Source organism: Paenibacillus rubinfantis (genome assembly GCF_001486505.1).
Lineage (GTDB): Bacteria > Bacillota > Bacilli > Paenibacillales > Paenibacillaceae > Fontibacillus > Fontibacillus rubinfantis.
In genome coordinates, this window is record NZ_LN909065.1 from 410,740 (window position 1) to 432,580 (window position 21,841).

General features: G+C 53.3%; 26 protein-coding genes. 1 reads left to right on the forward strand and 25 read right to left on the reverse strand.

The annotated features are described in order from the left end of the window. Nucleotides 1-114 precede the first annotated feature (114 nt). From aroH to aroC, 3 genes are read right to left on the reverse strand one after another with little or no spacing between them, the layout of a single operon-like run. A complete protein-coding gene (gene aroH, locus BN3277_RS13270) occupies nucleotides 115-489 on the reverse strand; it encodes a chorismate mutase (protein ID WP_059043393.1) in 375 nt (124 codons plus the stop codon). Then, entirely contained in the window at nucleotides 482-1,585 is a 1,104-nt protein-coding gene (gene aroB, locus BN3277_RS13275; RefSeq protein WP_059043395.1) for a 3-dehydroquinate synthase, read from the reverse strand. The genes aroH and aroB overlap by 8 nt, the downstream gene beginning before the upstream one ends. After that, on the reverse strand, nucleotides 1,585-2,754 hold the full coding sequence (aroC, locus tag BN3277_RS13280; protein WP_059043396.1) for a chorismate synthase: 1,170 nt from the start codon (nucleotides 2,752-2,754) through the stop codon (nucleotides 1,585-1,587). The genes aroB and aroC overlap by 1 nt, the downstream gene beginning before the upstream one ends. Nucleotides 2,755-2,988: 234 nt before the next feature. Here aroC and BN3277_RS13285 point away from each other — a divergent pair, with 234 nt between their 5' ends. After that, entirely contained in the window at nucleotides 2,989-3,831 is an 843-nt protein-coding gene (locus tag BN3277_RS13285; RefSeq protein WP_059043398.1) for a hypothetical protein, read from the forward strand. Between the two features lie 7 nt (nucleotides 3,832-3,838). Here BN3277_RS13285 and BN3277_RS13290 read toward each other — a convergent pair whose 3' ends face one another. The 22 genes from BN3277_RS13290 to der all read right to left on the reverse strand — a co-directional run bounded on the left by BN3277_RS13290 (nucleotide 3,839) and on the right by der (nucleotide 21,685). After that, complete coding sequence (locus BN3277_RS13290; RefSeq protein WP_059043400.1) at nucleotides 3,839-5,170, reverse strand: hemolysin family protein; 1,332 nt, start codon at nucleotides 5,168-5,170, stop codon at nucleotides 3,839-3,841. Between the two features lie 347 nt (nucleotides 5,171-5,517). Then, on the reverse strand, nucleotides 5,518-5,691 hold the full coding sequence (locus tag BN3277_RS25785) for a hypothetical protein (protein WP_187380074.1): 174 nt from the start codon (nucleotides 5,689-5,691) through the stop codon (nucleotides 5,518-5,520). Between the two features lie 212 nt (nucleotides 5,692-5,903). Continuing rightward, on the reverse strand, nucleotides 5,904-6,737 hold the full coding sequence (locus tag BN3277_RS13295) for a CheR family methyltransferase (RefSeq protein ID WP_059043402.1): 834 nt from the start codon (nucleotides 6,735-6,737) through the stop codon (nucleotides 5,904-5,906). Beyond that, nucleotides 6,728-7,171 (reverse strand): nucleoside-diphosphate kinase, encoded by a 444-nt coding sequence (ndk, locus tag BN3277_RS13300; RefSeq protein WP_059043404.1) that lies wholly within the window; start codon nucleotides 7,169-7,171, stop codon nucleotides 6,728-6,730. Before ndk ends, BN3277_RS13295 begins: the two co-directional genes overlap by 10 nt. A 107-nt stretch (nucleotides 7,172-7,278) precedes the next feature. Then, on the reverse strand, nucleotides 7,279-8,253 hold the full coding sequence (locus tag BN3277_RS13305) for a polyprenyl synthetase family protein (protein WP_059043405.1): 975 nt from the start codon (nucleotides 8,251-8,253) through the stop codon (nucleotides 7,279-7,281). After that, the gene (locus tag BN3277_RS13310) at nucleotides 8,250-9,119 is read right to left on the reverse strand and encodes a menaquinone biosynthesis protein (protein ID WP_059043407.1); all 870 of its coding nucleotides are present in this window, start codon (nucleotides 9,117-9,119) and stop codon (nucleotides 8,250-8,252) included. Before BN3277_RS13310 ends, BN3277_RS13305 begins: the two co-directional genes overlap by 4 nt. Then, complete coding sequence (locus tag BN3277_RS13315) at nucleotides 9,100-9,717, reverse strand: UbiX family flavin prenyltransferase (protein ID WP_059043408.1); 618 nt, start codon at nucleotides 9,715-9,717, stop codon at nucleotides 9,100-9,102. Before BN3277_RS13315 ends, BN3277_RS13310 begins: the two co-directional genes overlap by 20 nt. Beyond that, nucleotides 9,717-10,589: a UbiA-like polyprenyltransferase gene (locus tag BN3277_RS13320; protein ID WP_059043410.1), complete on the reverse strand. Its 873-nt coding sequence runs from the start codon at nucleotides 10,587-10,589 to the stop codon at nucleotides 9,717-9,719. The genes BN3277_RS13315 and BN3277_RS13320 overlap by 1 nt, the downstream gene beginning before the upstream one ends. Beyond that, nucleotides 10,582-11,310 (reverse strand): demethylmenaquinone methyltransferase, encoded by a 729-nt coding sequence (locus BN3277_RS13325; RefSeq protein ID WP_059043412.1) that lies wholly within the window; start codon nucleotides 11,308-11,310, stop codon nucleotides 10,582-10,584. Before BN3277_RS13325 ends, BN3277_RS13320 begins: the two co-directional genes overlap by 8 nt. A gap of 12 nt (nucleotides 11,311-11,322) precedes the next feature. Beyond that, a complete protein-coding gene (locus tag BN3277_RS13330; protein ID WP_059043415.1) occupies nucleotides 11,323-12,195 on the reverse strand; it encodes a heptaprenyl diphosphate synthase component 1 in 873 nt (290 codons plus the stop codon). A 125-nt stretch (nucleotides 12,196-12,320) separates the two neighbouring features. Beyond that, nucleotides 12,321-12,860, reverse strand: a complete 540-nt coding sequence (locus tag BN3277_RS13335) for a hypothetical protein (protein WP_059043416.1) — start codon at nucleotides 12,858-12,860, stop codon at nucleotides 12,321-12,323. A gap of 112 nt (nucleotides 12,861-12,972) precedes the next feature. Continuing rightward, nucleotides 12,973-13,224 (reverse strand): trp RNA-binding attenuation protein MtrB, encoded by a 252-nt coding sequence (mtrB, locus tag BN3277_RS13340; protein WP_059043417.1) that lies wholly within the window; start codon nucleotides 13,222-13,224, stop codon nucleotides 12,973-12,975. Between the two features lie 121 nt (nucleotides 13,225-13,345). Then, nucleotides 13,346-13,618 carry an HU family DNA-binding protein gene (locus tag BN3277_RS13345; protein ID WP_059043418.1) on the reverse strand — a complete coding sequence of 91 codons (273 nt, stop codon included), beginning with the start codon at nucleotides 13,616-13,618 and terminating at the stop codon, nucleotides 13,346-13,348. Between the two features lie 433 nt (nucleotides 13,619-14,051). After that, entirely contained in the window at nucleotides 14,052-15,530 is a 1,479-nt protein-coding gene (gene spoIVA, locus BN3277_RS13350) for a stage IV sporulation protein A (RefSeq protein WP_059044785.1), read from the reverse strand. Nucleotides 15,531-15,940: 410 nt separating this feature from the next. Beyond that, a complete protein-coding gene (locus BN3277_RS13355) occupies nucleotides 15,941-16,696 on the reverse strand; it encodes a DUF3939 domain-containing protein (RefSeq protein ID WP_059043419.1) in 756 nt (251 codons plus the stop codon). 30 nt (nucleotides 16,697-16,726) lie between these two features. Beyond that, entirely contained in the window at nucleotides 16,727-17,077 is a 351-nt protein-coding gene (locus BN3277_RS13360; RefSeq protein ID WP_059043421.1) for a 2Fe-2S iron-sulfur cluster-binding protein, read from the reverse strand. 10 nt (nucleotides 17,078-17,087) lie between these two features. Further along, entirely contained in the window at nucleotides 17,088-17,726 is a 639-nt protein-coding gene (locus BN3277_RS13365; protein WP_059043423.1) for a nucleotidyltransferase family protein, read from the reverse strand. Between the two features lie 43 nt (nucleotides 17,727-17,769). Further along, nucleotides 17,770-17,949 carry a DUF2768 family protein gene (locus BN3277_RS13370; RefSeq protein WP_059043424.1) on the reverse strand — a complete coding sequence of 60 codons (180 nt, stop codon included), beginning with the start codon at nucleotides 17,947-17,949 and terminating at the stop codon, nucleotides 17,770-17,772. A gap of 166 nt (nucleotides 17,950-18,115) precedes the next feature. Next, nucleotides 18,116-18,388, reverse strand: a complete 273-nt coding sequence (locus tag BN3277_RS13375; protein WP_059043425.1) for a stage VI sporulation protein F — start codon at nucleotides 18,386-18,388, stop codon at nucleotides 18,116-18,118. Nucleotides 18,389-18,706: 318 nt separating this feature from the next. Beyond that, entirely contained in the window at nucleotides 18,707-19,747 is a 1,041-nt protein-coding gene (locus tag BN3277_RS13380) for an NAD(P)H-dependent glycerol-3-phosphate dehydrogenase (protein WP_059043426.1), read from the reverse strand. After that, nucleotides 19,740-20,351: a glycerol-3-phosphate 1-O-acyltransferase PlsY gene (gene plsY, locus BN3277_RS13385; protein ID WP_059043427.1), complete on the reverse strand. Its 612-nt coding sequence runs from the start codon at nucleotides 20,349-20,351 to the stop codon at nucleotides 19,740-19,742. The genes BN3277_RS13380 and plsY overlap by 8 nt, the downstream gene beginning before the upstream one ends. A gap of 11 nt (nucleotides 20,352-20,362) precedes the next feature. Then, nucleotides 20,363-21,685, reverse strand: coding sequence for a ribosome biogenesis GTPase Der (der, locus tag BN3277_RS13390; protein WP_059043429.1), 1,323 nt, complete (start codon nucleotides 21,683-21,685; stop codon nucleotides 20,363-20,365). Nucleotides 21,686-21,841 lie beyond the last annotated feature (156 nt).

Sequence of the window (21,841 nt, forward strand, 5' to 3'; positions counted from 1 at the left end):
ATCTAACTTGCACTCATCTAAAATCTAAGATAACTATACCTTATCGGTTGCCCGTTTGGCAACCCAAAACTGTAGACGTAAGTGCATCCGGGGATATTGCTTCGCCTTCTGCGCTTAGGAATTGGAGGAGCTCAGGTCCGGGCGCAGGCTGCGGGCTTCGTTTAAATACACATGCTTCATATCCCGCTGTCCTTTGGTGGTGTTGACTTGAATCAACAGGCGGATGCACTTTGGCAGGGCGCCTTTGACCGGGATTTCCGTGGAGCACATCAGCGGAACCATCTCCCAGCCGCTCAACACACGGATGGCGCGGGCCGGGAAGGTGGCGTCGAGATCCGGCGTAACCGTAATCCAGACGCTGCAAATATCCTCGGGTACGATTTCGTTGTGCGCAACAATCTCCTTCAACAATGCGGCTGTTGCATCCAGAATTTCCTGTTCGTCGTTGTGGGCTACCGTTGTTGCTCCGCGAATACCTCGGTTATACATGTTGTCCCTCCTCTTTTAATTCAGCAATCACTTGGCGAACTTCATCCAACGTCATATCAGAGACAATTTCCACTTGTCCAATCGCAATCGGCAAAATAAAGACCATCGTCTGCTCCTTAAACTTCTTGTCGTGCATCATGGCATTAATCAAATCCTGCTCGCTCAGATGTGCCGGCATCGCCGTCGGCAAACCAAAGCCGCGCAGCAAGGATACCGTCTCCTCGTAGATTTGCGGATCCCGGCCCCGGTTCACCGCCAGCTTCGCCGCGGCTGCCATCCCGATCGATATCGCTTCCCCGTGCAAAAATTCGCCATACCCGCCGATCGCTTCGATCGCATGGCCCAGCGTATGCCCCAGGTTCAGGATTGCGCGTAGACCGTTCTCCCGCTCATCCACAGAGACAACCTGGGCTTTAATCGAGCAGCCCTGGGTTAATCCATAACCAAGCGCTTCGGGATCCAAAGCCAGCAAGTCAGCCGTATGCTCACGGCACCAGTCCGCAAAAGCCGCATCCCAAATCAAGCCATGCTTGACCATTTCGGACAAGCCAGCCCGAACGTCGCGCGGAGGCAAGCTTTGCAGGCTGTCCACGTCATACAACACCATATCAGGCTGGTGAAAAGCACCAATCATATTTTTGGCGAGCCGATGGTTAACTGCGACCTTCCCGCCGACACTGCTGTCGTGGGCCAAAATCGTCGTGGGCATCTGTACAAACGCCACGCCGCGCATATACGTCGCCGCCACAAAGCCGGCCAAATCACCAACAACGCCGCCGCCCAGCGCGACCACGACCGAACGGCGGTCCAATCCGCCCTCAATGGCCGCAGTCATGACGTCCTCGTAGACATCCAGCGACTTGGATTTTTCACCGGATTTGACCACCTTGCTAACCGTCCGGTAACCTTTGGCCTGCAATGCAGCTTCGACGACCGGCAAATACTTCGGCGCGACATGGTCGTCAGTGACGATCAGGACAGGGCTCTTCGTCGACAGCTTATGCTGCTCGAAGAAATCCCCGGCCTTCCCCAGCAACCCGCCGCCAATATAAATCGGATAAGAACGTTCGCCTAAATCGACCTCTAGCGTTCTCATCAATACTCCTCCAATTGAGCTAGATATCCTTTATAATTACGCTCGATCTCCTCGATGGAATCCCCGCCAAACTTCTCCAGAAACGCCTTGGCAACCTCCCAAGCGACAACGTGCTCAAGAACAACGCTGGCTGCCGGTACGGCGCAAGCATCTGAACGCTCCACTTGGGCTGCGAAAGCCTCGCGAGTGTCGATATCGACGCTTTGCAGCGGCTTATACAGCGTGGGGATCGGCTTCATTACGCCGCGGACAACGATCGGCATGCCGTTGGTCATCCCGCCCTCGAATCCGCCAAGCCGGTTGGTAGCTCGGTAATACCCGCGCTCCTCGCTGTACAGGATTTCGTCGTGAACCTTGGAGCCCGGCAGCGTTCCGGCTTCAAAGCCAATGCCGATCTCCACTCCTTTAAACGCGTTGATCGACATTACCGCTTGTGCGATGCGTCCGTCCAGCTTCCGGTCGTACTGCACATGGCTGCCCAGTCCAATCGGAACGCCTTCAACGATACATTCGACGATCCCGCCGATGGAGTCGCCTTCCTCTTTGACTTTATCGATGTAGGCTTCCATCTTCTTCTCCGTCTCCGCGTCGGCCACCCGAACCGACGAAGCTTCGGTTACGCGGGCCAGCTCGTCGAGCGGCAAATTATGCGGCGGCGCTTCGATTTCACCGATACGGATGACCTGCCCGGCGATGCGGATCCCAAAGCGTTCCAGGAGCTGCTTAGCCACTGCGCCGACGGCAACGCGTACGGCGGTTTCGCGCGCACTTGAACGCTCCAATACGTTGCGCAGGTCCTTATGATTATACTTCAAGCCGCCGTTCAAATCGGCATGCCCCGGGCGAGGACGGTGGACTCTGCGCTTCTCCTCATCCGTGCCTTCGATCGGCTCGATATTCATGATTTTCTGCCAATGCTTCCAGTCGTTGTTCTCCACGACTAACGCAACCGGAGCTCCAGTCGTATATCCGTGGCGGACGCCGCCAACAATCTGCGCGGTGTCCTTCTCGATTTGCATCCGCCGGCCGCGGCCGTACCCTTTTTGACGGCGGGCCAGTTCGAAATTCAACGCTTCAAAATCCAGCTGCAATTGGCTGGGTAAACCTTCAATAATCGCAGTCAACTGGGGTCCATGCGTCTCCCCGGCTGTTAAGTATCGCAAACTCATGATGTTACGTTCCCCCTTTAAACTGTTAAACTGTAAAGAGCTAAAACCCGATGATATCTTTGCTCATTATAATATTGATTGATGCATTCTGTCACGTGGTGATTCGCTTTTGCGGGAATTTCCTTGTTTAACAGACGGCTTGGCAGAGGAGCCGAAAAAAGTCATAGCGCGCGATCAGCCCCGGGATTACATTCATGGCGTAGTCCAAACTCTGAGGTTGAAAGGACTGATGTTATGAAGCCGCTTGACCGTTTTGAAACCTGCTTTCCTCTCTTAGAACAAAACGCTCGCACCTTCTTGAGCCCGGATGAATTGAAGGACTTCCGTTCCTTCTCCGGCGAAGAAGCGGCACGGCAGCTTAAGAATTTGCTCGAAAAACCGATCGCCGAATTTACGGTCATCAACGAAGTCTATTTTCGGGCACGTTGGGCGCAATTGCTTCAAATCCTCCATCCCGACGAGGATCTGGTCCTGCTGGAGGTCGCTTCGGGCGACGCCGATATGATTCCCCAGGCAATGGCTCGCACGCATCCGAAAGGCTTGTATATCACGGCTAATATGAACCAAGCGCTGAACGACAGTTTAACCCGCAAAACCCAATCGCTTGCCTTAAAGGTGAAAATCATTGAGGATGACGCCGTGCGTATCGCCGATCACACTGGCGAAGGCACCGTTGACGTCATCGCCTTCCAGCATGCCGTCAACGACGTGATTCAGTCCATCCTTTGCGATAAAGCAGGCGTCGACACCGTCCACGCCGATTGGATGGAACTGCTGCCGCGCATGATCGAACTCGTCCAGCAGGAGACGTCGCAGAACGCTTTGGCCGGCCAGGTCAAGGAACCCTTCCTGGAATTGATGCGCGTATTGCTGGGAACCCTGCGAACCGGCGGTTGCGTTGCGTTGAATCACTACATGTTCCAGCTCGACCTGGATTGGGGTTATCCTCCTCAGATCTTCGAGCACATGATTCCGATGACGCGCGAGTGGCTTCGCGAGCTGAATGGTTGCCGCGAAATCCAGCTCGACGGCTTTGACTCACAGTGGTGGATATTTCTACAGAAAACCGACAGCTAGCCGCCGGTTAATCTTCTCGTACCACTTCCTCCAAAACGGGCGCATCGGTTCGCTTGACTGCCGACAGCTTGCGAATCCGATGCTGCCCAACCTCGCGTACGGCGAACACATAGCCGTCATATTCGAATTCCGGCTTCTCATTGATCGTTGGGATGCGTTTGAGTTGGCCGATCATAAATCCACTCAGCGTATCGTAATGCTCGATCGGCAGCTTGATATCGAGGATGTCCTGGGCATCGTCCAGGGACATCGTACCGCTGAACAAGTAGCTGCCTTCGCCAACCAGCTCGTATTCGCGTTCCTCTTCGTCGTGCTCGTCATAGATGTTGCCGACGATTTCCTCCAGCAAATCCTCCATTGTGACGATCCCGGCCGTCCCGCCGTATTCGTCCACAACAATCGCCATATGGATACGATTTTGCTGCATTTCCTCGAACAGTTCATTGGTTTTTTTCGAGATTGGGATAAAATACGGCGGCGTTACCAGCTCCTGCAGGTTCCAGTTCGCCTTCTCCCCGTTTCGCAAAAAGCGGATCAAATCCTTGCTATGCAAAATACCAATCAGGTTATCAACTGTATCCTCATACACCGGGAACCGGGTATACTGCTCCTTATCAGCAATTTCAGCCACAGTTTGCTGGTCGGCATCCACAGGGATCGCCACGACGTCAATCCGGTGCGTCATAATATCGGACACCGTGAGGTTGTCGAAGTCAAAAATATTATTGATCATCAGCCGTTCGCTAGGATGGATCGTCCCCATTTCCTCCCCGGTATCCAGCATCATGCGGATTTCCTCCTCAGAGACCTCTTCATCGTTGGCGTTGGGATCGATGCCAAACAGACGCACGAGCAGGTTGGTAGACGTGGTCAACAGCTTGACGAACGGTGCGGTTGCTTTGGACAACACCGACAATGTCGTGGCTGCGAACATCGCCATGGCCTCGGCTTTTTTCATCGCCACCCGTTTCGGCACCAACTCGCCAAGGACCAGTTGGAAATAGGAGAGCAGCAGCGTAATGACGATGAGCGAAATCGTACTGAGCACGTTCTCGGGAATCGGCAGGCCCAGGCGAATCAAGTAAGCCGCCAAGTCGCCAGCAAAGCTCTCCCCGGCAAAGGCGCTGGCAAAAAAGCCCGCCAGCGTAATCCCGATCTGAATCGTAGCTAGAAACTTGCTGGGCTCCCCAAGCAAGCCGATGATAACCTTCGCTTTCCGGTGGCCCTGTCCGGCCATCGCTTTGATTTTATTATCGTTGAGGGAGATCAAGGCGATTTCCGATGCGGCAAAGAAGGCATTAATCAAAATTAAGATCAAAATGACCAATAGTTCAAACAATCCATTCCACCTCCAAAAATTTCCCCGGTTTAGTTTGAGGATGTCACCCCGCGGATATACGCAAAAAGGCATAACCCGCCGTCAAAAAAATGGACGCAGGTTATGCCTAAACTCCACCGATTTCAAATCGATTCATGTTCAATTGTTCTGTGTTGCTACTCTCCGGGTCGTCCGACTCGCTCATCGATGAAACCTCTCCTGACCTGAATTTATAAATATTATAGAAAGCCACCTACTAACTGTCAAGAACACCCCTTAAGCAACCCATGCAAAAAAGCGCCGGTTCCGCCTATTCCGGCGAAGATCGACGCTGCCGATTCTTTATTGGATTTGGACGTTTTCTATGATTATCTCAGTCCCGAAGCCGATTGATTCTCCAAGGGATCTCCCCTTCTCGGATCCATCGGAAAATCCTCCAGCATTCTTTTTAGATGTGCGCCTTCGATCCCCAACACCTGCGCACATTCCTGCGGCGTCAAGAATCCCCGTCGGTAAGCTTCGATCACTTTGCGCTTGTCCATGACCTGACCTCCATTGACTGTATGGTCCAAGTATAGGAAAGATCCAACCATTCTATACTATCGGCTTTTCATCATGAAGCAAATCACAGAGGTGGATTCGGCTTCGAATCTTGAACTTGACATCCAACCTTCTCGGCGCTATGAAGCCAAAATTGAATAGACAAAAAAACGTCCAAACCAGCCCGGATCGAGCCGATTTGGACGTTTTGCCTTTACCCTTTTTTGCGGTAAAAGAACGTCTCCGCCGCCTCCAGGTCGTATTGGCCTGGGGAGAAGATCTGTTCCGTACTTCCGACGAACAAGATGCCGCCGGGGCGCAATGCGCGAGAAAACTTATGATAAAGCCCGTGCTTCGCTTCTTCGGTAAAATAAATCATGACGTTGCGGCACACGATCAGGTCGAAGCCCTCTTCGAACGTATCGAGCAGCAGGTTTTGCTTCTTAAACGTAACCGCCTTCTTCAGCTTTGGATCAAAACGGTACATCGGTCCTTCCGGCGCAAAATATCGCTCGGCTACCGCTTTCGGCACATCCTTCAGCGAGCGTTCCAGATACAGCCCCTCCTGGGCCTTGCTCAGCGCCCCGTCATCGATGTCCGAGGCGAGCAGATAAGTGTTCGGCAGAAGCCCTAGATCCGCCAGGATCATCGTTAACGTATACGGCTCCTCTCCTGTCGAGCAGGCCGCGCTCCAGACCTTCAGCTTAGGTCGTCCGGCCGTCAGCTCCGGAAGCACCGAATCCCGCAGTACTTCCCAACGGTTGGGGTTCCGCCAAAACTCGGATACGTTAATTGTCATCTTGTCCAAAAATTCATAAAACAACGGCTTATTACTCATCATCGCCGTGTAAAATTCCAAAAACGTCGCATAGCCATTCTTGTTGCGCAACGTCGTGAGACGCCGCTTCATTTGCGCTTCCTTGTATTGGGCCAAATCGATGCCCGTACTCTTCTTGATGTTTTGGATAAAGCAAAGATAATCCGGGTCCGGTGCCGTCTCTGCGTTGTCTGCCCGAGGAAGGTCGGGAAAAATTCGGTTCAGATCCATGGGCTCACGCTTCTTGTATACTGCACAAGCTCCTGCGGCGCAAAGAAATTAGCGATCTCCCGCTCCGCACTTTCCACTCCGTCGGAACCATGAATCAGATTAAACGGCGTATGGGCGGCAAAATCGCCCCGAATCGTACCGGGAAGCGCCTCCGTTACTTTCGTTTTGCCGATGACCATGCGGGACAAGGCGATAATGTCATCCCCCTCCCATACCATTGCAAATACCGGCCCGGAAGTAATGAAGCCGACGAGCTCGTCGAAGAAAGGTTTGCCCTCGTGTTCTGCGTAATGTTTTTTCGCCTGGGCTTCCGTCACCTGAACCAGTTTGCCTGCGATCAGTTGAAAGCCTTTATCCTCGAACCGGCTGATGATTCTGCCGACCAGCCCGCGCTGCACGCCGTCCGGCTTCACCATTAAAAACGTTCTCTCCATGGTTCCCCTCCCGAAAATAAACAGCATCAATTCCGATTTATTAAACGGCCGCCAAGAAGGCGGTTTCACCAGCATTTTACCAGAAACTTGTGAAACAGGTAAAGCTTTTAATAGGAGCGTTTATTCACGAACTCCGCAATATCCTCCAAGTGGGAACGCGCCCCCGTAGCCGGCAGCTGCTTCAAGGCATCAAGCGCCTTCGCGATAAACCGGTCCGCCAGCGCCTCGGCTTTGCCGATTCCCGAACTGGTCCGGATCATTTCGATGGCCCGGGCTACTTCCCCGCTTCCGTCACCGGCCTGGATGCCGCGAATCTCTCGGAGCAGCGGCTCACGCAGCTCCGACTCCTGCAAAGCGAAGAGAACGGGAAGGGTAATGTTACCTTGGCGCATGTCGCTGCCCGGCGGTTTGCCAATCGTCTTCTCGGTACCAAACAAATCGAGCAGGTCGTCACGGATCTGGAAGGCCATTCCCACGTTGTAACCGTACCGATACAGCAGCGCGTTCACATTGTCCGGGGCGTCTGCGGCCATTGCTCCGAGCTGACAGCTGATGGCGATAAGCAGTGCGGTTTTACGCCGAATGCGCAGCAAATAATTGCGTACGCTTTGTTCCGTGTTGAAAAAATCGCGGATCTGCTCCATTTCGCCGATCGACATCTGAACCATCGCCTTGGCCAGTATGCGGTGTATGTATGGGTTCCCAAGCTCGGAAACCTGCAGCAGCGCCTTGGCGTAAATGTAGTCGCCGGTATACATGGCGATCCGGTTGTCCCATTTCGACTTCACCGTGGCCTTCCCCCGCCGCGTATCGGCATCGTCGATCACATCGTCGTGAACAAGGGAAGCCGAGTGGATCAACTCCAGCGGCACCGCGATATACTGCAGCTTCTGCAGATCGTAAGTCCCGAATTTCCCGCCGAGCAGGACAAAGATCGGCCGAAGCCGTTTACCGCCCGCCTTCAGCAGATGCAGGGACGTCTCGCTAAGCAGCTCGTCCTCGCCGTCGATGCTCCGATACAGCTGCCGTTCGATAAAATCCATATCTTTTTTGAGTGTACCGAAAATATCCAGTAGTTTCATTCTTTCACCCGTGTCAACGAATTGTGACTCCACATCTCTAGGTTAACCCGATGGTCCAGCAAGCCCATCTCATAAGCATAGTCAAAGTATAACGAGAGGCCTTGGCGGTGTGATTCATCAAAATCATAACGAATGTTCTGGCTAAAATAATGGCGCCAATACTCCGCCGTACCGCCGAGCTCCGCGCAAGCTTTGGCAACCAGCGGTGATACATCGCTTAAGCTCTTACGTTTGCTATCCACAAAAGCTTCCGTCACTTCAGACAAGTAGTCGCTGTTGGCTTCGGCAAACGACTTCTGTACGGCCCAGACCGCAAAGGTCATGCCATAGCCGGTCCATGATTTCCAAACTTCCCCCAAATCTGTCACGATATAGCCGTGATCCCGCCAGGAGGCCTGAATCGCGTGATCGCCGATCAACAGCGCAGCATCGCTTTCCGCCATCATCAACTCCAAATCAGGCTCACTATCCCAATAGTCAGGTTTGCCACCGTACGCTTTTTCCATAATGATCTTCAACAAGTTGATTGAGGTAGCCGATGTATTCGTCAGCGCGATTCGACCGTTAGCGATTTGCTCCGGCGGCTTCCGTGAGAACAGCAAAATCGAATTGACCGGTCCGTCGGAGCTGACCGAAAGGTTCGGCAGCAGCACGAAGCGATCTGAACCGTACCCATAAGCAAAAGAAGACACCGGGGAAATATCGAGCGTGCCGCCGAGCATACGGCGGTTGAGCTTCGAAGGCACCTCGGTGACCAATTGGCTTGCCTGTGGCAGGCGCGTAACGTCGAAATAGTGAAATACAGGCCAAACGTTGCTATATTTGATTTTGCCGATGAGGATGTTTTCATTCTCCCGGTTGTTCATCTTGATCCCCCCATCTTCTGAATAACGCATGCTCGATCCCCAAATTGTCGAGCACTTTGCCGACCAGGAAGGCGACCAGATCGTCGATCGTCTGCGGCCCGAAATAAAACGCTGGCATCGCCGGGATGATGCGCACGCCAAGTCTAGCCAGCTTCAGCATGTTCTCGAGATGGATGGCGTGCAGCGGAGTCTCGCGCGGGACCAGCACGAGCGGCCGGCCTTCTTTCAGCATGACGTCGGCCGCCCGGGCGATCAGGTTATCCGATGTCCCGTTTGCGATCGAAGACAACGTCCCCATGGAGCAAGGCATCACGATCATGCCATGCGTGAGAAACGAGCCGCTGGCGATTGAGGCGCCGATATCGGCGATCGGATGATAGACCAGCTCGCCGGGGAAGGAGCTGAAATGTTCTTGCAGCGCCGCATCCCGGTCGCTCGTATTCCAACCCAACTCTTCCTTGATTACCCGCCACCCCGCATTTGAAACGACGAGATGAACGAGGAAATTCATACTGAGCAGCGTTTCAACCAGCTTCACCCCGTAAATCGAACCGCTGGCTCCCGTGATCCCGACGACAATCGTTTTCGCTTTATCCATTAGTAATGACGCACCACCAAATCAATCAATGTAAAGGAAAATACCACGATGCTAAGCACGCCGTTCATGGTAAAGAAAGCGGTTTGCAGCCGGCTGAGATCGCCTGGGGACACAATATGGTGCTCGTAAAACAAAATGATATAAGCAATAACCATACCCGCGATATACCACCAGCCCAAATCCGTCATCAGCAACAAGCCGATGAAGCCAAGCGCGGTGATAATGTGGAAGGCTTTAGCAATCTTCAACGATTTAGCGACACCAAACCGAACGGGAATGGAATAAAGGCCCTCTTTCGTATCGAATTCCACATCCTGACAGGCGTAAATAATATCGAAGCCTGCGATCCAAAAGGTAATCGTCGCGTAGAACACCATTGCCGTCCAATCGACTTGTCCGGTGACCGCTGCCCATCCACCAAGAGGGGCCAATGCGATCGTCAGGCCAAGCACGACATGGCATAGCCAGGTGAAACGTTTCGTGTAGGAATACAATACCAGCATGATGACAGCGATCGGCAACAACTTCAGCGCCAGTGGATGAAGCTCGGCAGCTGCCCAGAACAGCAGTGCAAAGGAGGCGATGACAAACACAACGACCTCTCCGATTTTCAGCAGACCCGCAGGAATCGCACGATTTGCAGTACGAGGGTTCTTAGCGTCGCTGACGCGATCGATCAAACGATTTAGTCCCATCGCCGCGCTTCGAGCCCCGATCATTGCCAACAGGACCCAGCCGATTTGTGCCCAGGATGGCAATTCTTGATGAATCGCCACAGATCCCAATAAGGCCGCCATAAAGGCAAAGGGTAAAGCGAATACCGTATGTTCAAATTTGATCATTTGCAGGAAAATAACGATTTTCTTAAACATGTTGCGTCTCCTTCGTTCCGATGTGCAAGGCGGCAATTCCGCCGGTTAAAGGATACGCTTCGACCCGGGCAAGTCCCGTCTCCCGGAAAATCTCCGCCAGCTCCGCGCGGCCGGGAAATTGGACGAGGGAATCGGGCAACCATTTGTATTGCTCATACCGTTTAGCTACTAGTTTGCCAAGCATCGGAAGCATTTTCTGAAAGTAAAAATAATAAAGTCCTTTAAACGGCTGCCAGGTCGGCTTGGACAACTCCAAGCAAACGACCTTCCCTCCGGGTTTCACGACGCGCTGCATTTCCTGCAGCACCTGGCGTAAATCGGGGACGTTGCGCAAGCCGAAGCCAATCGTGGCGTAATCGAATCGGTTATCCTCAAACGGCAGTTCCATCGCGTTCCCCTGAATCAGGTTAATCCGCGAACACAGCCCGCGTTCTTTCACTTTACGGCGGCCGTATTCCAGCATTTGCTCGCTAAAATCCAGGCCGACGATCGGCCCACCGCTGGTTTCAGCCATACTGATCGTCCAGTCGCAAGTACCACAGCACAAATCTAACGCGGTATCCCCGGAGGACATATTCATTTTGGCCATTGTGAATTTCCGCCACGCTTTGTGACGTCTGAAGCTGAGCAGATCGTTCATCATGTCGTATTTCGGAGCGATGCTTTCGAATACAGAATGAACGAACTGTTCTTTGGTCTCGGATGAAGACGATTGACTCATCAGCTGATCTCCCTACCCTTCTTGCACGGAACGGCGTGCCGGCGACAGCGCGGCGATAAACGGCTCAAGGATGTTTTTGAGCTCCGTTCGCACCGTTTCCTTCTTGCATTCATGCAGCAGCGATTGTACATGATCCACCGATTGGTGCAGCATGGACATCAACTGCTCTTTGATGTTGTATTTTACCAGCATCAGCGTCCAGTCGCGTTCAGCGACTTTGCGTGCGGAGAGCGCATCCTTATCCTCAGAGGACCCGGTTTCCATGATTCGCAAATAAGCAAACCCTTTACGATCCTGCGGCAATTCAGAGGAGGATTGGATTTCATCCAGCATAACTTCGCAGCGGCTTAACTCGGTCAACAGCTTGCCCCACAGATTTTGTACGGACTTGTCCAAGACCTCCGTAAAAGAAAGAAAAAGCCCCATTTTGACATGGACGCATTCCTTCAGGTACTCCTCCGCAGGCAATACCACCCGCTTTAATTTGCTGTAGAGCTGAACTTTTAACCGGTTTACTTCACAGATCGCCGAGCTCATCAGCGGAACCATGCCGGTTTCCCCTGCTCCGGCGAGCAGATGATAAAATACGCCGCTGAAATAGTCGCCGGCCAGAACCTTGAGCTGGCGCGAACGCATCGCTCGAGTCGCTTCACCTAGTCCGGATGCCAGATCAATACGATCATGGGTATCCATGCCGAGCTGCACGAGGAAGGCTGCCAGCGCGCACGTTTCGGCTGACTCTGGCGATGCTCCCTCCCGCTCGTTTAAAAATGTATAAAGCAAACGAACACGGGGCACCGGAAACTCCGGAAGCGCCGTGTATGCGGTAATCATGTCATAACTGACATATTTATTGGCCAATTCTGTTATGCGATAAGGTTTCATCCTTTGCCTCCGTGCCGCTGATCTTTCAGTAATAAAGCTGTCACAATCTTGTCTATTATAGCATATGTTTTTTCACTGCGCACAGAGGCAAGACATGAATTCGACTCCTAGGCTGGACAAGTCGGCTACTCCTGAAGAAAACGCGACCTCCACAGCCGGGTCTCCGTTAGCCGCATCCGAACCCGCAGTGCCTCCGGCAGCTCGCCGCTCCCGGCATGCCGCAGCGCGTTCAGTTCCTCGGCCGAAAATTCGGCGCGACGAACATCGGCGGCCACAAGCAAATATTTGGTGCCGAGCCATCGGTCCTCGGCCATCAAACGCAGCAGCAGCTGGTCAATGTTACTCGTATGTTCGAACGCAAAAGAAATCATTTCGGCCATTCCCCGGTAAACGTCATCGGTACCGATCTTGTCGCCGTCAACCTTCAGGTCGACCGACAAGATCCCCCGGTTTAGTTCGACTTTTGCGATGGGCATCGGAAGCTGCAGCGGATCCAAGGCATCCACGAGGTTATCGTCGGTCAGCTCGGCCGGAGTTGGCCCGGCGAACACAGTGGCCGCCTGCCGCGGCTGGGCGGGATGTTCGCTGAGCCAAGCCGCACCCGCCATCGCCAGCGCGCAGCCAAACGTAAGCAGAATAGCCCGAATCGCTAAGTTTCGTTTCATGGGGCACTCCCCCTTCAGGTTCACTTGGACAGAAGGCTCCCCTCCTGTCCAAGAGGTTCTTATACCCCATTCTACATAGAAAAAAAGCAGGCTATGCCTGCAGAATTGAAATTCATTCTTCCGTATCGATCATCCCATGCTTCGTGTAAACGAGTGCTTTCCCGCGAACCTTGACCGCCGACGTATGATCGGTAAACTGGGCAATAAGCACCTCACCCTTGTCCAGTTTCTCGGTGTGATGGAACCGCGTGTCCTTTCCCCGGGTCAGCCCAATGACCGTAACGCCTTGTTCCTTGGCTTTGACCACAAAATAGTCCCCGCCTGTGGCTGCTTGATCGTTCCCACCGCTATGCTGATTATCCATGATGGCGCGCCTCTCCCTTCCTCAATTTGACAGACTGCTCTCCATCTACGCCTTCCGCGAAAAGAAAAAGCCGTGAACGAGAAGCCCACGGTCTTTTGCACGGAAAGATATGTAGAAATCTTTATTTAATTCCGTCTTTGAGCGCTTTACCTGGTTTGAAAGCAGGAATTTTGCTCGCAGGGATTTCGATTTCCTCTCCGGTTTGCGGGTTGCGGCCTTTACGGGCGGAACGCTCGCGAACTTCAAAGTTGCCGAAGCCGACCAGTTGAACTTTGTCTCCGTTTTGCAACGCTTCGGAGATCGCTTCGAAAACGGCATCAACCGCTTTAGTAGCGTCTTTCTTGGACAGCTCAGTGCTTTCTGCGACTTGAGAAATCAAATCGGATTTATTCATGTGTGATTCACCTCCCCATACGGAAAATAATACCACTTGCTATTTGTGTTTCCGTTTTACCGCAGAATATACGTGATTTTTGCAAATTCGTTACGTACAAATTCCCCAAAAACCTGATGAAATCGCACTTTCGGGGGCGCGGAACAAATTTATAGTAATACAGCCCATGCAGAATTTCAAGCTATTTCAAGGCTTCACGGCGATTTTTCCTCATTTCGCCCTACAAAATGGGGGAATCTGTCCCCTAAACAACAAAACAACCGCACGCAGCTAGAATCAGCATGCGCGCGGTCATTGAGGAGGAATTGCCTAAGTTAGGTATTCATTAAAGTTAAGAAGTCGGCTTTTCAGCACCGAGAAGGTTGGATGAAGCAATTCAAGATTCGACGCCGACTCCGTTTCCTCGGGTTAGCTTCGTAATCTTTTAATCACCTTACAAAATGATGGCGATAAGGCCGCCGGAGCCTTCGTTGATGATGCGTCCCAGCGTTTCCTGCAGCTTGTAGCGGGCATTGTCCGGCATCATGGCGATCTTGCCTTGAATGCCTTCGCGTACGATGGAGTGAAGGGAACGGCCGAAGATATCGGACTCCCAGATCTTGATCGGATCGTTCTCGAAATCCTGCATCAGATAACGCACCAGCTCTTCGCTTTGCTTTTCGGTCCCAATGATCGGCGCGAATTCCGACTCGACGTCGACACGGATCATATGGATCGAAGGCGCGGTCGCCTTCAGCCTTACGCCAAAGCGGGAGCCTTGACGAATGAGCTCCGGCTCATCCAGTGCCATTTCCGCCAGCGTTGGTGCGGCGATGCCGTAACCGGTCGTTTTGACCATTTCCAACGCCTCGGCGAACCGGTCGTATTCCCGTTTCGCATGCGTGAATTCCTGCATCAGCTGCAGCAAATGGTCTTTGCCGCGGATTTCCACGCCCACCACTTCCATCAGGATGCGATCATACAAATCGTCCGGCGCGTACAGATCGATCTCGGCTACGCCTTGACCCATATTCAGTCCGCTGAGTCCGGCCCGATCGATGAAATCGTATTCCATGAAGTTTCCGACAACCCGATCGACATCGCGCAGACGGCGAATATCCTTGACCGTGTCGCGGACGGAGTTCTCATAATTGCTGCGCAGCCAGTGGTTCTCATTCAGCACCATGACCCAGCTAGGCAGGTTGACGTTGACTTCGTGTACCGGGAATTCATAGAGCACTTCCCGAAGCACGCCGGTCACATCTTCTTCCGTCATTGTCGCTGCACTGAGCGTAATGACCGGAATGTCGTATTTCGCGGCCAGTTCGCCGCGAAGCTGTTGCGCTTCCTCACTGTTTGGCCGCGTCGAGTTGATCACGAGCACAAACGGCTTGCCGACCTCTTTCAATTCGGCGATAACCCGCTCCTCGGACTCTACGTAAGAGTATCGCGGAATATCGGCGATCGTTCCGTCGGTTGTGACTACCACCCCTAGGGTGGAGTGTTCTTGGATGACTTTACGCGTCCCGATTTCCGCCGCTTCTTGGAACGGAATCGGTTCCTCAAACCATGGTGTAGAGATCATTCGCGGCCCGTTTTCGTCCTCGTAGCCTTTTGCGCCTTCCACGGCGTATCCGACGCAATCGACGAGTCTCACGTTAACCTCGAGTCCTTCAGCCACCTTGATTTGCACCGCATTGTTCGGGACGAACTTCGGTTCGGTCGTCATGATGGTTTTGCCGGCGGCGCTTTGCGGAAGTTCATCTACCGCGCGGACCCGATCGGCTTCGTTCGCGATGTTCGGGAGAACGACCGTTTCCATGAAACGTTTAATAAAGGTCGATTTCCCGGTACGGACCGCACCGACGACCCCCAGATAGATGTCGCCTCCGGTTCGTTCGGCAATGTCCTTAAAAATGTCCACTTTCTCCAATACCAATGATATCCCCTCCTCAAATTTCGCCGAAGGAAAAATGCCCCGAGAGCATCCGCTTCGTGATTCGCCATGATTTTGGGCTTCGCTGCTACGGCAGGAGCGGCAGCCCCTCTTGCCCGTGTCCGCCGCCGCAAACCTGTGGAAGGAACCTGAACGAAGCGGCGTAAACTCGTACATGCATTTGGACTAGTAACATCTTATGTACCAGATGCGAGAATATGACGGTTAACACCGTCCAAGCCCGTTTTTTTTGCGAGGCCGCTCATTCAACCCGAACAAGGCGGGCACTTAACCGCCATACTCCCATTTGTATGAGTCTATCGGAAAAAGTATGACGCCCCGAAGAGAGGAAGAACCTCATTAGCAAAAAGAAGCCTTTCGGAAAGAGTCCGAAAGGCTTCTTCATATTAGCCGGCGTCAGGCACCGGTTCACTCCCGTTCCAACGATAAGGCAGCGATTTGACCGGAACAAACGCCGAGCGGTCCGTTAACCAGGTACGCAGATCCTCATCGCCTTGCGGGGGGGTATCTGACTGATCGATCGCCTGCATCATATCAAAGGCATAATCCACATATACCTGACCCTCTGCATCCATTAGATAGGGGAGGGTCTCCCCGGAGTATACGCTTGGCAGGGCTAGGCTCTCAGCCTGCAGCAACGCGAGACTGACAGTATGTAAGCCCGGATAGGTCTCCTCGGCAGCCTCATGCGGCAGGGCACCCCCATGGCTGGATTGGTAGGTCATCACTTTCCGCTGGATATCGTTCACCTTCTGCACCGTGTTTAAATCCATCACTTTCACCGTGGGGTTAGTCTCCTCATCGATCACGAGAAAATACACGCTCCCGCCTTGCTCGAAGGCCGCGGCCGGTATTTCTTCGAGGTAGCCCTCCCGCTTCAATTGGTTCAAGTCGATCCGGTACTTCTCGTACCGCGGGGTTTCCTCTCCGGCCGTGATGATCGGCAAGATTCCCTTGTCGTCCTGAAAGCGGTCCAAAGCCCGCTGGATCCGGTCTACGCTCTCCATATAGGAAACCGGGCCGCTTTGCTGCCTATCCCCGCGATACAAACACCCCGACAACAGGGAGGCCGTAAACATCAATAAGACAAGCAATACCGCCGATCGGACGCAAGTCTGCTTCAAAAAAGATAATTTCACCATGTTGAAATCCTCACTTTGTCCCCTTCATCCTCACCATAATTCCTCTTCGTCCCGCTGCCGTTCCAACTGCTTACGAATTGCCGCCTTAAGCGGGTCCTCCGGCAGCTGCACGGCCACTTCGCCGCAAACCTTCGCTTGGCATGCCAGCCGAACCCCCTGCTCCAACAGAGGGCCTAGCTTGCGCCGTTCGGCCTCGCTGGGCGGAGATAACGCCACGGCTTGCTCCGGATCAACCTGAACTTTACACATTAAGCAGCCGGCATTACCGCCGCAGCGAGTCGCAATCCGGATCCTCGCCTCGCTGGATGCCCTTAATACCGTCGTTCCCGGCCGAACCTGCACGGTTTTCCCTGACGGCAGAAACGTGATGCGCTCCCCCACCACGCGCTCCTTAAGCTTCCCCGCCGCGATGCTCGCGCCAAGGACGGGAAAGCAGCGGACGGTCCAACAACTCAGCCAGACGTCCAACCAGTTCTGCCGACCACTCATTTCGTTTCAGCAGCTCGTCCAGCAACGGCATGTGCCGCTCCGGTTCCCGGCGGATCATGGCGGCGATCGCCAAATAACGGTCCGGCCGCTCCCTCAGCAGGTTAAAGACCAATTCATGAGCAAGCGGCATCACCGAAAGGGCGGTATCCCGCAGCGTCACGCGCTGCGCTGCCGGCGCCAGTATCAGGTCAACCTCGGTTCGATATAAGGCCCTTGCGGTCCGGACTTCAAAGCCGCCTACCAGCTCAACCGTCGATTCCCCAATACGATAGTGGCTTAACTGAGAGCTGTATAACCCACTCCGGTCATGGCGCGGTTGATCCGTCGCAAACGGTTGGAGACGCTCGTGCAGCCGGGCTGCGGTCGCAAGATCGGCGTACACGTCGATGTCTCGCGGTGCCGCTGCAAGGGAGACTCCCTGCAGCCACAAGCCGCAGCTGCCGCCCAGCAGCCAGGCGCCTTCCACCTCTGCACAGCTGTCGGCTAACGTACATAAGGCTTGCGTCAATTCAGCATAAGCCTTGCTTTCTTGTTGTTGCATTCCTTTTCCTCTTCTCTCGGGTTCCGTGTTGTGAAGGTTCCTCTTAAGTTATCGACACAAGTCCGGTCAGAAAACCCGCCAGCATAATGATAAAGGCAAGCAGCGATAAAACTCCCCTGACAATCCCTTTGGTTTTCGTCCGTGCGAACGTGATCACAAAGACGGAAATCCCCATGATCAACACGGCCGCGATCGATAGCCACATTTTCGTCATTGCATCCATGAGTTTGAATCTCCTACTCTTTTTTTGCTTTAATATGATCCATATTATAGCATTATGCAGCTTTTCAGGCTACGCAACGTTCGGGATTTCCATTAATGGCCGGAACGTAAACAAAGCCCCGCGGCAAACGACCGCAGAGCTTAGGGGCAACAAGGAAACCGTATGATTATTTCTTGATCATTAATTTCATCAAGGCTTCCATATTGGATGGATTCATGCCGCTCTTTTTCACGGCGTTCACAATCTCCTGAATCGTAGTTTCCGATACGGGGACTTTCGCCATCGCCGATACTTGCTTGATTAGCTTCCGCAATTCGGCTTCATTTTGCATCGTTGACGGCTTGACGGTGCTGGCCAGCTTTTTGACCGAGCCTTCCGAAATGGTTTTGCCCGACTTTTTGTTGATGGCATTCAGGGCCTCTTTGGATATTTTGCTCACGCTATCGCCTCCTCCGCTGTCCTCTTCAACCAATGTATGAGGAGGCGAGGGCGATGGTGATATTATCCCAACAAAACGGGCTGTCGTCTTTTAATCACGAAGCCAGAAATTATTACTTCCCATTCAATAACAGTTCAAAAGTCGGCTTTTCAGCACCGAGAAGGTTGGATGAAGCTAGGGACCGAGCAGCGGAGCGTAGGTGAGCCTACGTGAGCAGCGGAGGGCCCTGGGTGAATTCAAGATTCGATGTCGAATCCTCATCTTTGAACTTACTTCGTGATCAAAAGTCGAGGTTTGAACTTCCCCTTGAACTTCCTCTCAGGTGTGCCATTGTTCCCAGGTTTCTAGGGACATGACTTCCATCTCCGTTTTCCGGTCGCGACCCATCAACGCCTCTACGGCGGTACGCGGATCTAGACCCTCGAACAGAACGTGGTACAGCTGCGCTGCAATCGGCATTTGCACTTGATATTTCTCGGAAATGGCGTGAGCGGCTTTCGTTGTGCGGATGCCTTCCACGACCATGCCCATCTGGTTTAATACGGTCTCCAGCGGCTTGCCTTCGCCCAGCATAAACCCGGCCCGCCAGTTCCGGCTGTGCTGGCTGGTCGCGGTCACGACAAGGTCGCCGATCCCAGCCAACCCGGCAAACGTCAGCGGATTGGCCCCCATCTCAACGCCGACCCGCGTAATTTCAGCTAACCCGCGGGTGAGCAGCGCCGCTTTGGCGTTGTCGCCGTACCCCAAGCCATCGGACATCCCTGCGCCTAGAGCAATGATATTCTTCAGCGCCCCGGCGAGCTCCACTCCAACCATATCGCGGTTCGTATATACGCGGAAATAAGGATTCATGAACAGGTCCTGAGCCAGTTCGGCCTGGGATGCGATCTGTGAAGCGACAACAACTGTGGTTGGGCAACGTTTGACCACTTCCTCCGCGTGGCTTGGTCCGGACATGACGACAATCCGCCCCTCCTCACAACCGAGCTCCTCAGCGATCACCGTCGACATCCGCTTCATGCTCTCGATCTCAAAACCTTTGGTGGCATGCACCACCAGCATATCCTCATGCCAAAAGGGCTTTAATGCCTTAGCCACCTCGCGTACGGCCGAGGACGGAGCAACCATCACGACCGCTTTGGCGCCGTGTACGGCAGTCTCCATATCGGTGGTCGCAATTAACCTTGGGGAGAGGTCAACTCCGGGCAAAAACCGTTCATTCCGATGCTTCGTATTGATTTCTTCCTGTTGCGCTATGTTGCGCGTCCACAAGGCGACTTCCATGTCTTTGTCAGCGAGCACGCTGGCAAGTGCCGTTCCCCAACTGCCCGCCACCAGCACGGCGGCTTTATTAGACAACGCGATCTCCTCCTTTGGAACCCAGCTTATTTTCTTTGCCGTGCACGATTTTCACGATATTCGTGCGATGTCTCCAGAAGGCGAATACACAGATGATGAGACTCGTCCAGAAATAAGGGCCAAATTCGCCGGAGACCGCCAGGAAAATCGGCGTCAAAAAGACGAAGATAAGTGAACCAAGCGAGACGTACCGGGTAATAACGATCGATAATATCGCGATAATCCCCGCGTACAACGCCGGGAAGAAGAACAGGGTAGCCATCACACCAATCGTGGTAGCGATCCCTTTTCCACCGCGAAAGCGGAAATAGAGCGGCCAGTTGTGGCCGATGATAGCGGCGATCCCGCAGAGTGCTGCGGTCCATTCCACACCGTCTCCCAGCCAGCGGCCGATCCAAACCGCCGCGATCCCCTTGAGCACATCCAGCGCCAGCACCAGGATGGCCGGGCCTTTCCCCAATACGCGAAGCGTGTTGGTCGCTCCCGCATTGCCGCTGCCGTGCTGACGAATGTCGATTCCTTTAAGCGCCTTCGCCAACACGACACTGAAGCTAACCGAACCAAGCAAATAACAAACGATTACAGCTACTACGGGTAAAATCACTCTATTCTCCCCTAACCTTCATCAGACTTACGACGTGTAAACAGCCGGATTGGTGTTCCCTCAAAATCGAACGCGGCCCGAATTTTATTCTCCAAATACCGTTCATAGGAGAAGTGCATCAGCTCCGGATCGTTGACGAACACCACAATCGTCGGCGGTTTGACCGCGACTTGCGTCACATAGTTGATCCGCAGACGCCGTCCCTTATCCGTAGGCGGAGGATTAATGGCGATGGCATCGGACACAACATCGTTTAACAGATGGGTTTGCACACGTTTGGTATGCTGATCCGCTACATGTTGAACCACCGGCAACAGTTTGTGTAAGCGCTGCTTCGTTTTGGCCGACAAGAAGACAACCGGTGCGTAGGTCATGAATAGAAAATGGTCGCGGATTTTTTGCTCGAATTGATGCATGGTTTTATCGTCTTTCTCAACCACGTCCCATTTGTTCACGACGAAAATGGAAGCTTTACCCGCTTCGTAGGCATATCCGGCGATATGCTTATCCTGCTCGATGATACCTTCCTCGCCGTTGATCAGCACCAGTACCACATCCGCCCGCTCGATTGCTTTCATCGCGCGCATGACGCTGTATTTCTCCGTCGTTTCATATACCTTCCCGCGCTTCCGCATACCGGCCGTATCGATCAGCACATAACGCTGGCCATCCTTCTCAAAAGGCGTATCGATCGCATCGCGCGTAGTTCCCGCAATATCGCTGACGATAACCCGCTCTTCTCCAAGAATCGCGTTCACCAACGAGGATTTGCCGACATTAGGCCGCCCGATCAGAGCGACGCGGATCACATCCTCATCGTACTCGTCATCCGCCAGTTCCGGCAGATTGTCGGCAATCGCGTCAAGCAGGTCGCCGATTCCGGTGCCGTGGCTTCCCGAAACTCCGATCGGATCTCCAAAACCCAAGTTGTAAAATTCGTAGATGTTATCGACGCGGCCGATATTATCCACCTTATTTACGGCAACGATCACCGGCTTGCCCGAACGATACAGCAAATTGGCAACTTCCTCGTCCGATGACGTCACCCCCGCTTTGGCGTCGCACATAAATACGATCACGTCCGCCTCTTCGATGGCCAGCTCCGCCTGCATGCGGATCGATTTTAAAATCGGCTCCTCATCGTCGAGCTCAATCCCCCCGGTATCGATGATGCTGAACGCTTTCCCGTTCCATTCCGATGCGCCGTAAATCCGGTCACGCGTGATCCCAGGCTTGTCTTCAACAATAGCCAGACGGTCTCCAATTATCCGATTAAATATCGTGGATTTCCCCACGTTTGGCCTCCCTACAATGGCCACAACGGGTCTTGCCATAGACATCCCTCCTAATTCGTATTTTTCAACCCTTACAAGTCGTTTTCATTTCTTCTATATAGGTTTCACTCGTTTGTTTGCGGATACACGTTATTCATCATAGCAAAAAAACGATGGCTTGGCTAACTCGGGGAACAAACAAAAAACGGCGAACCC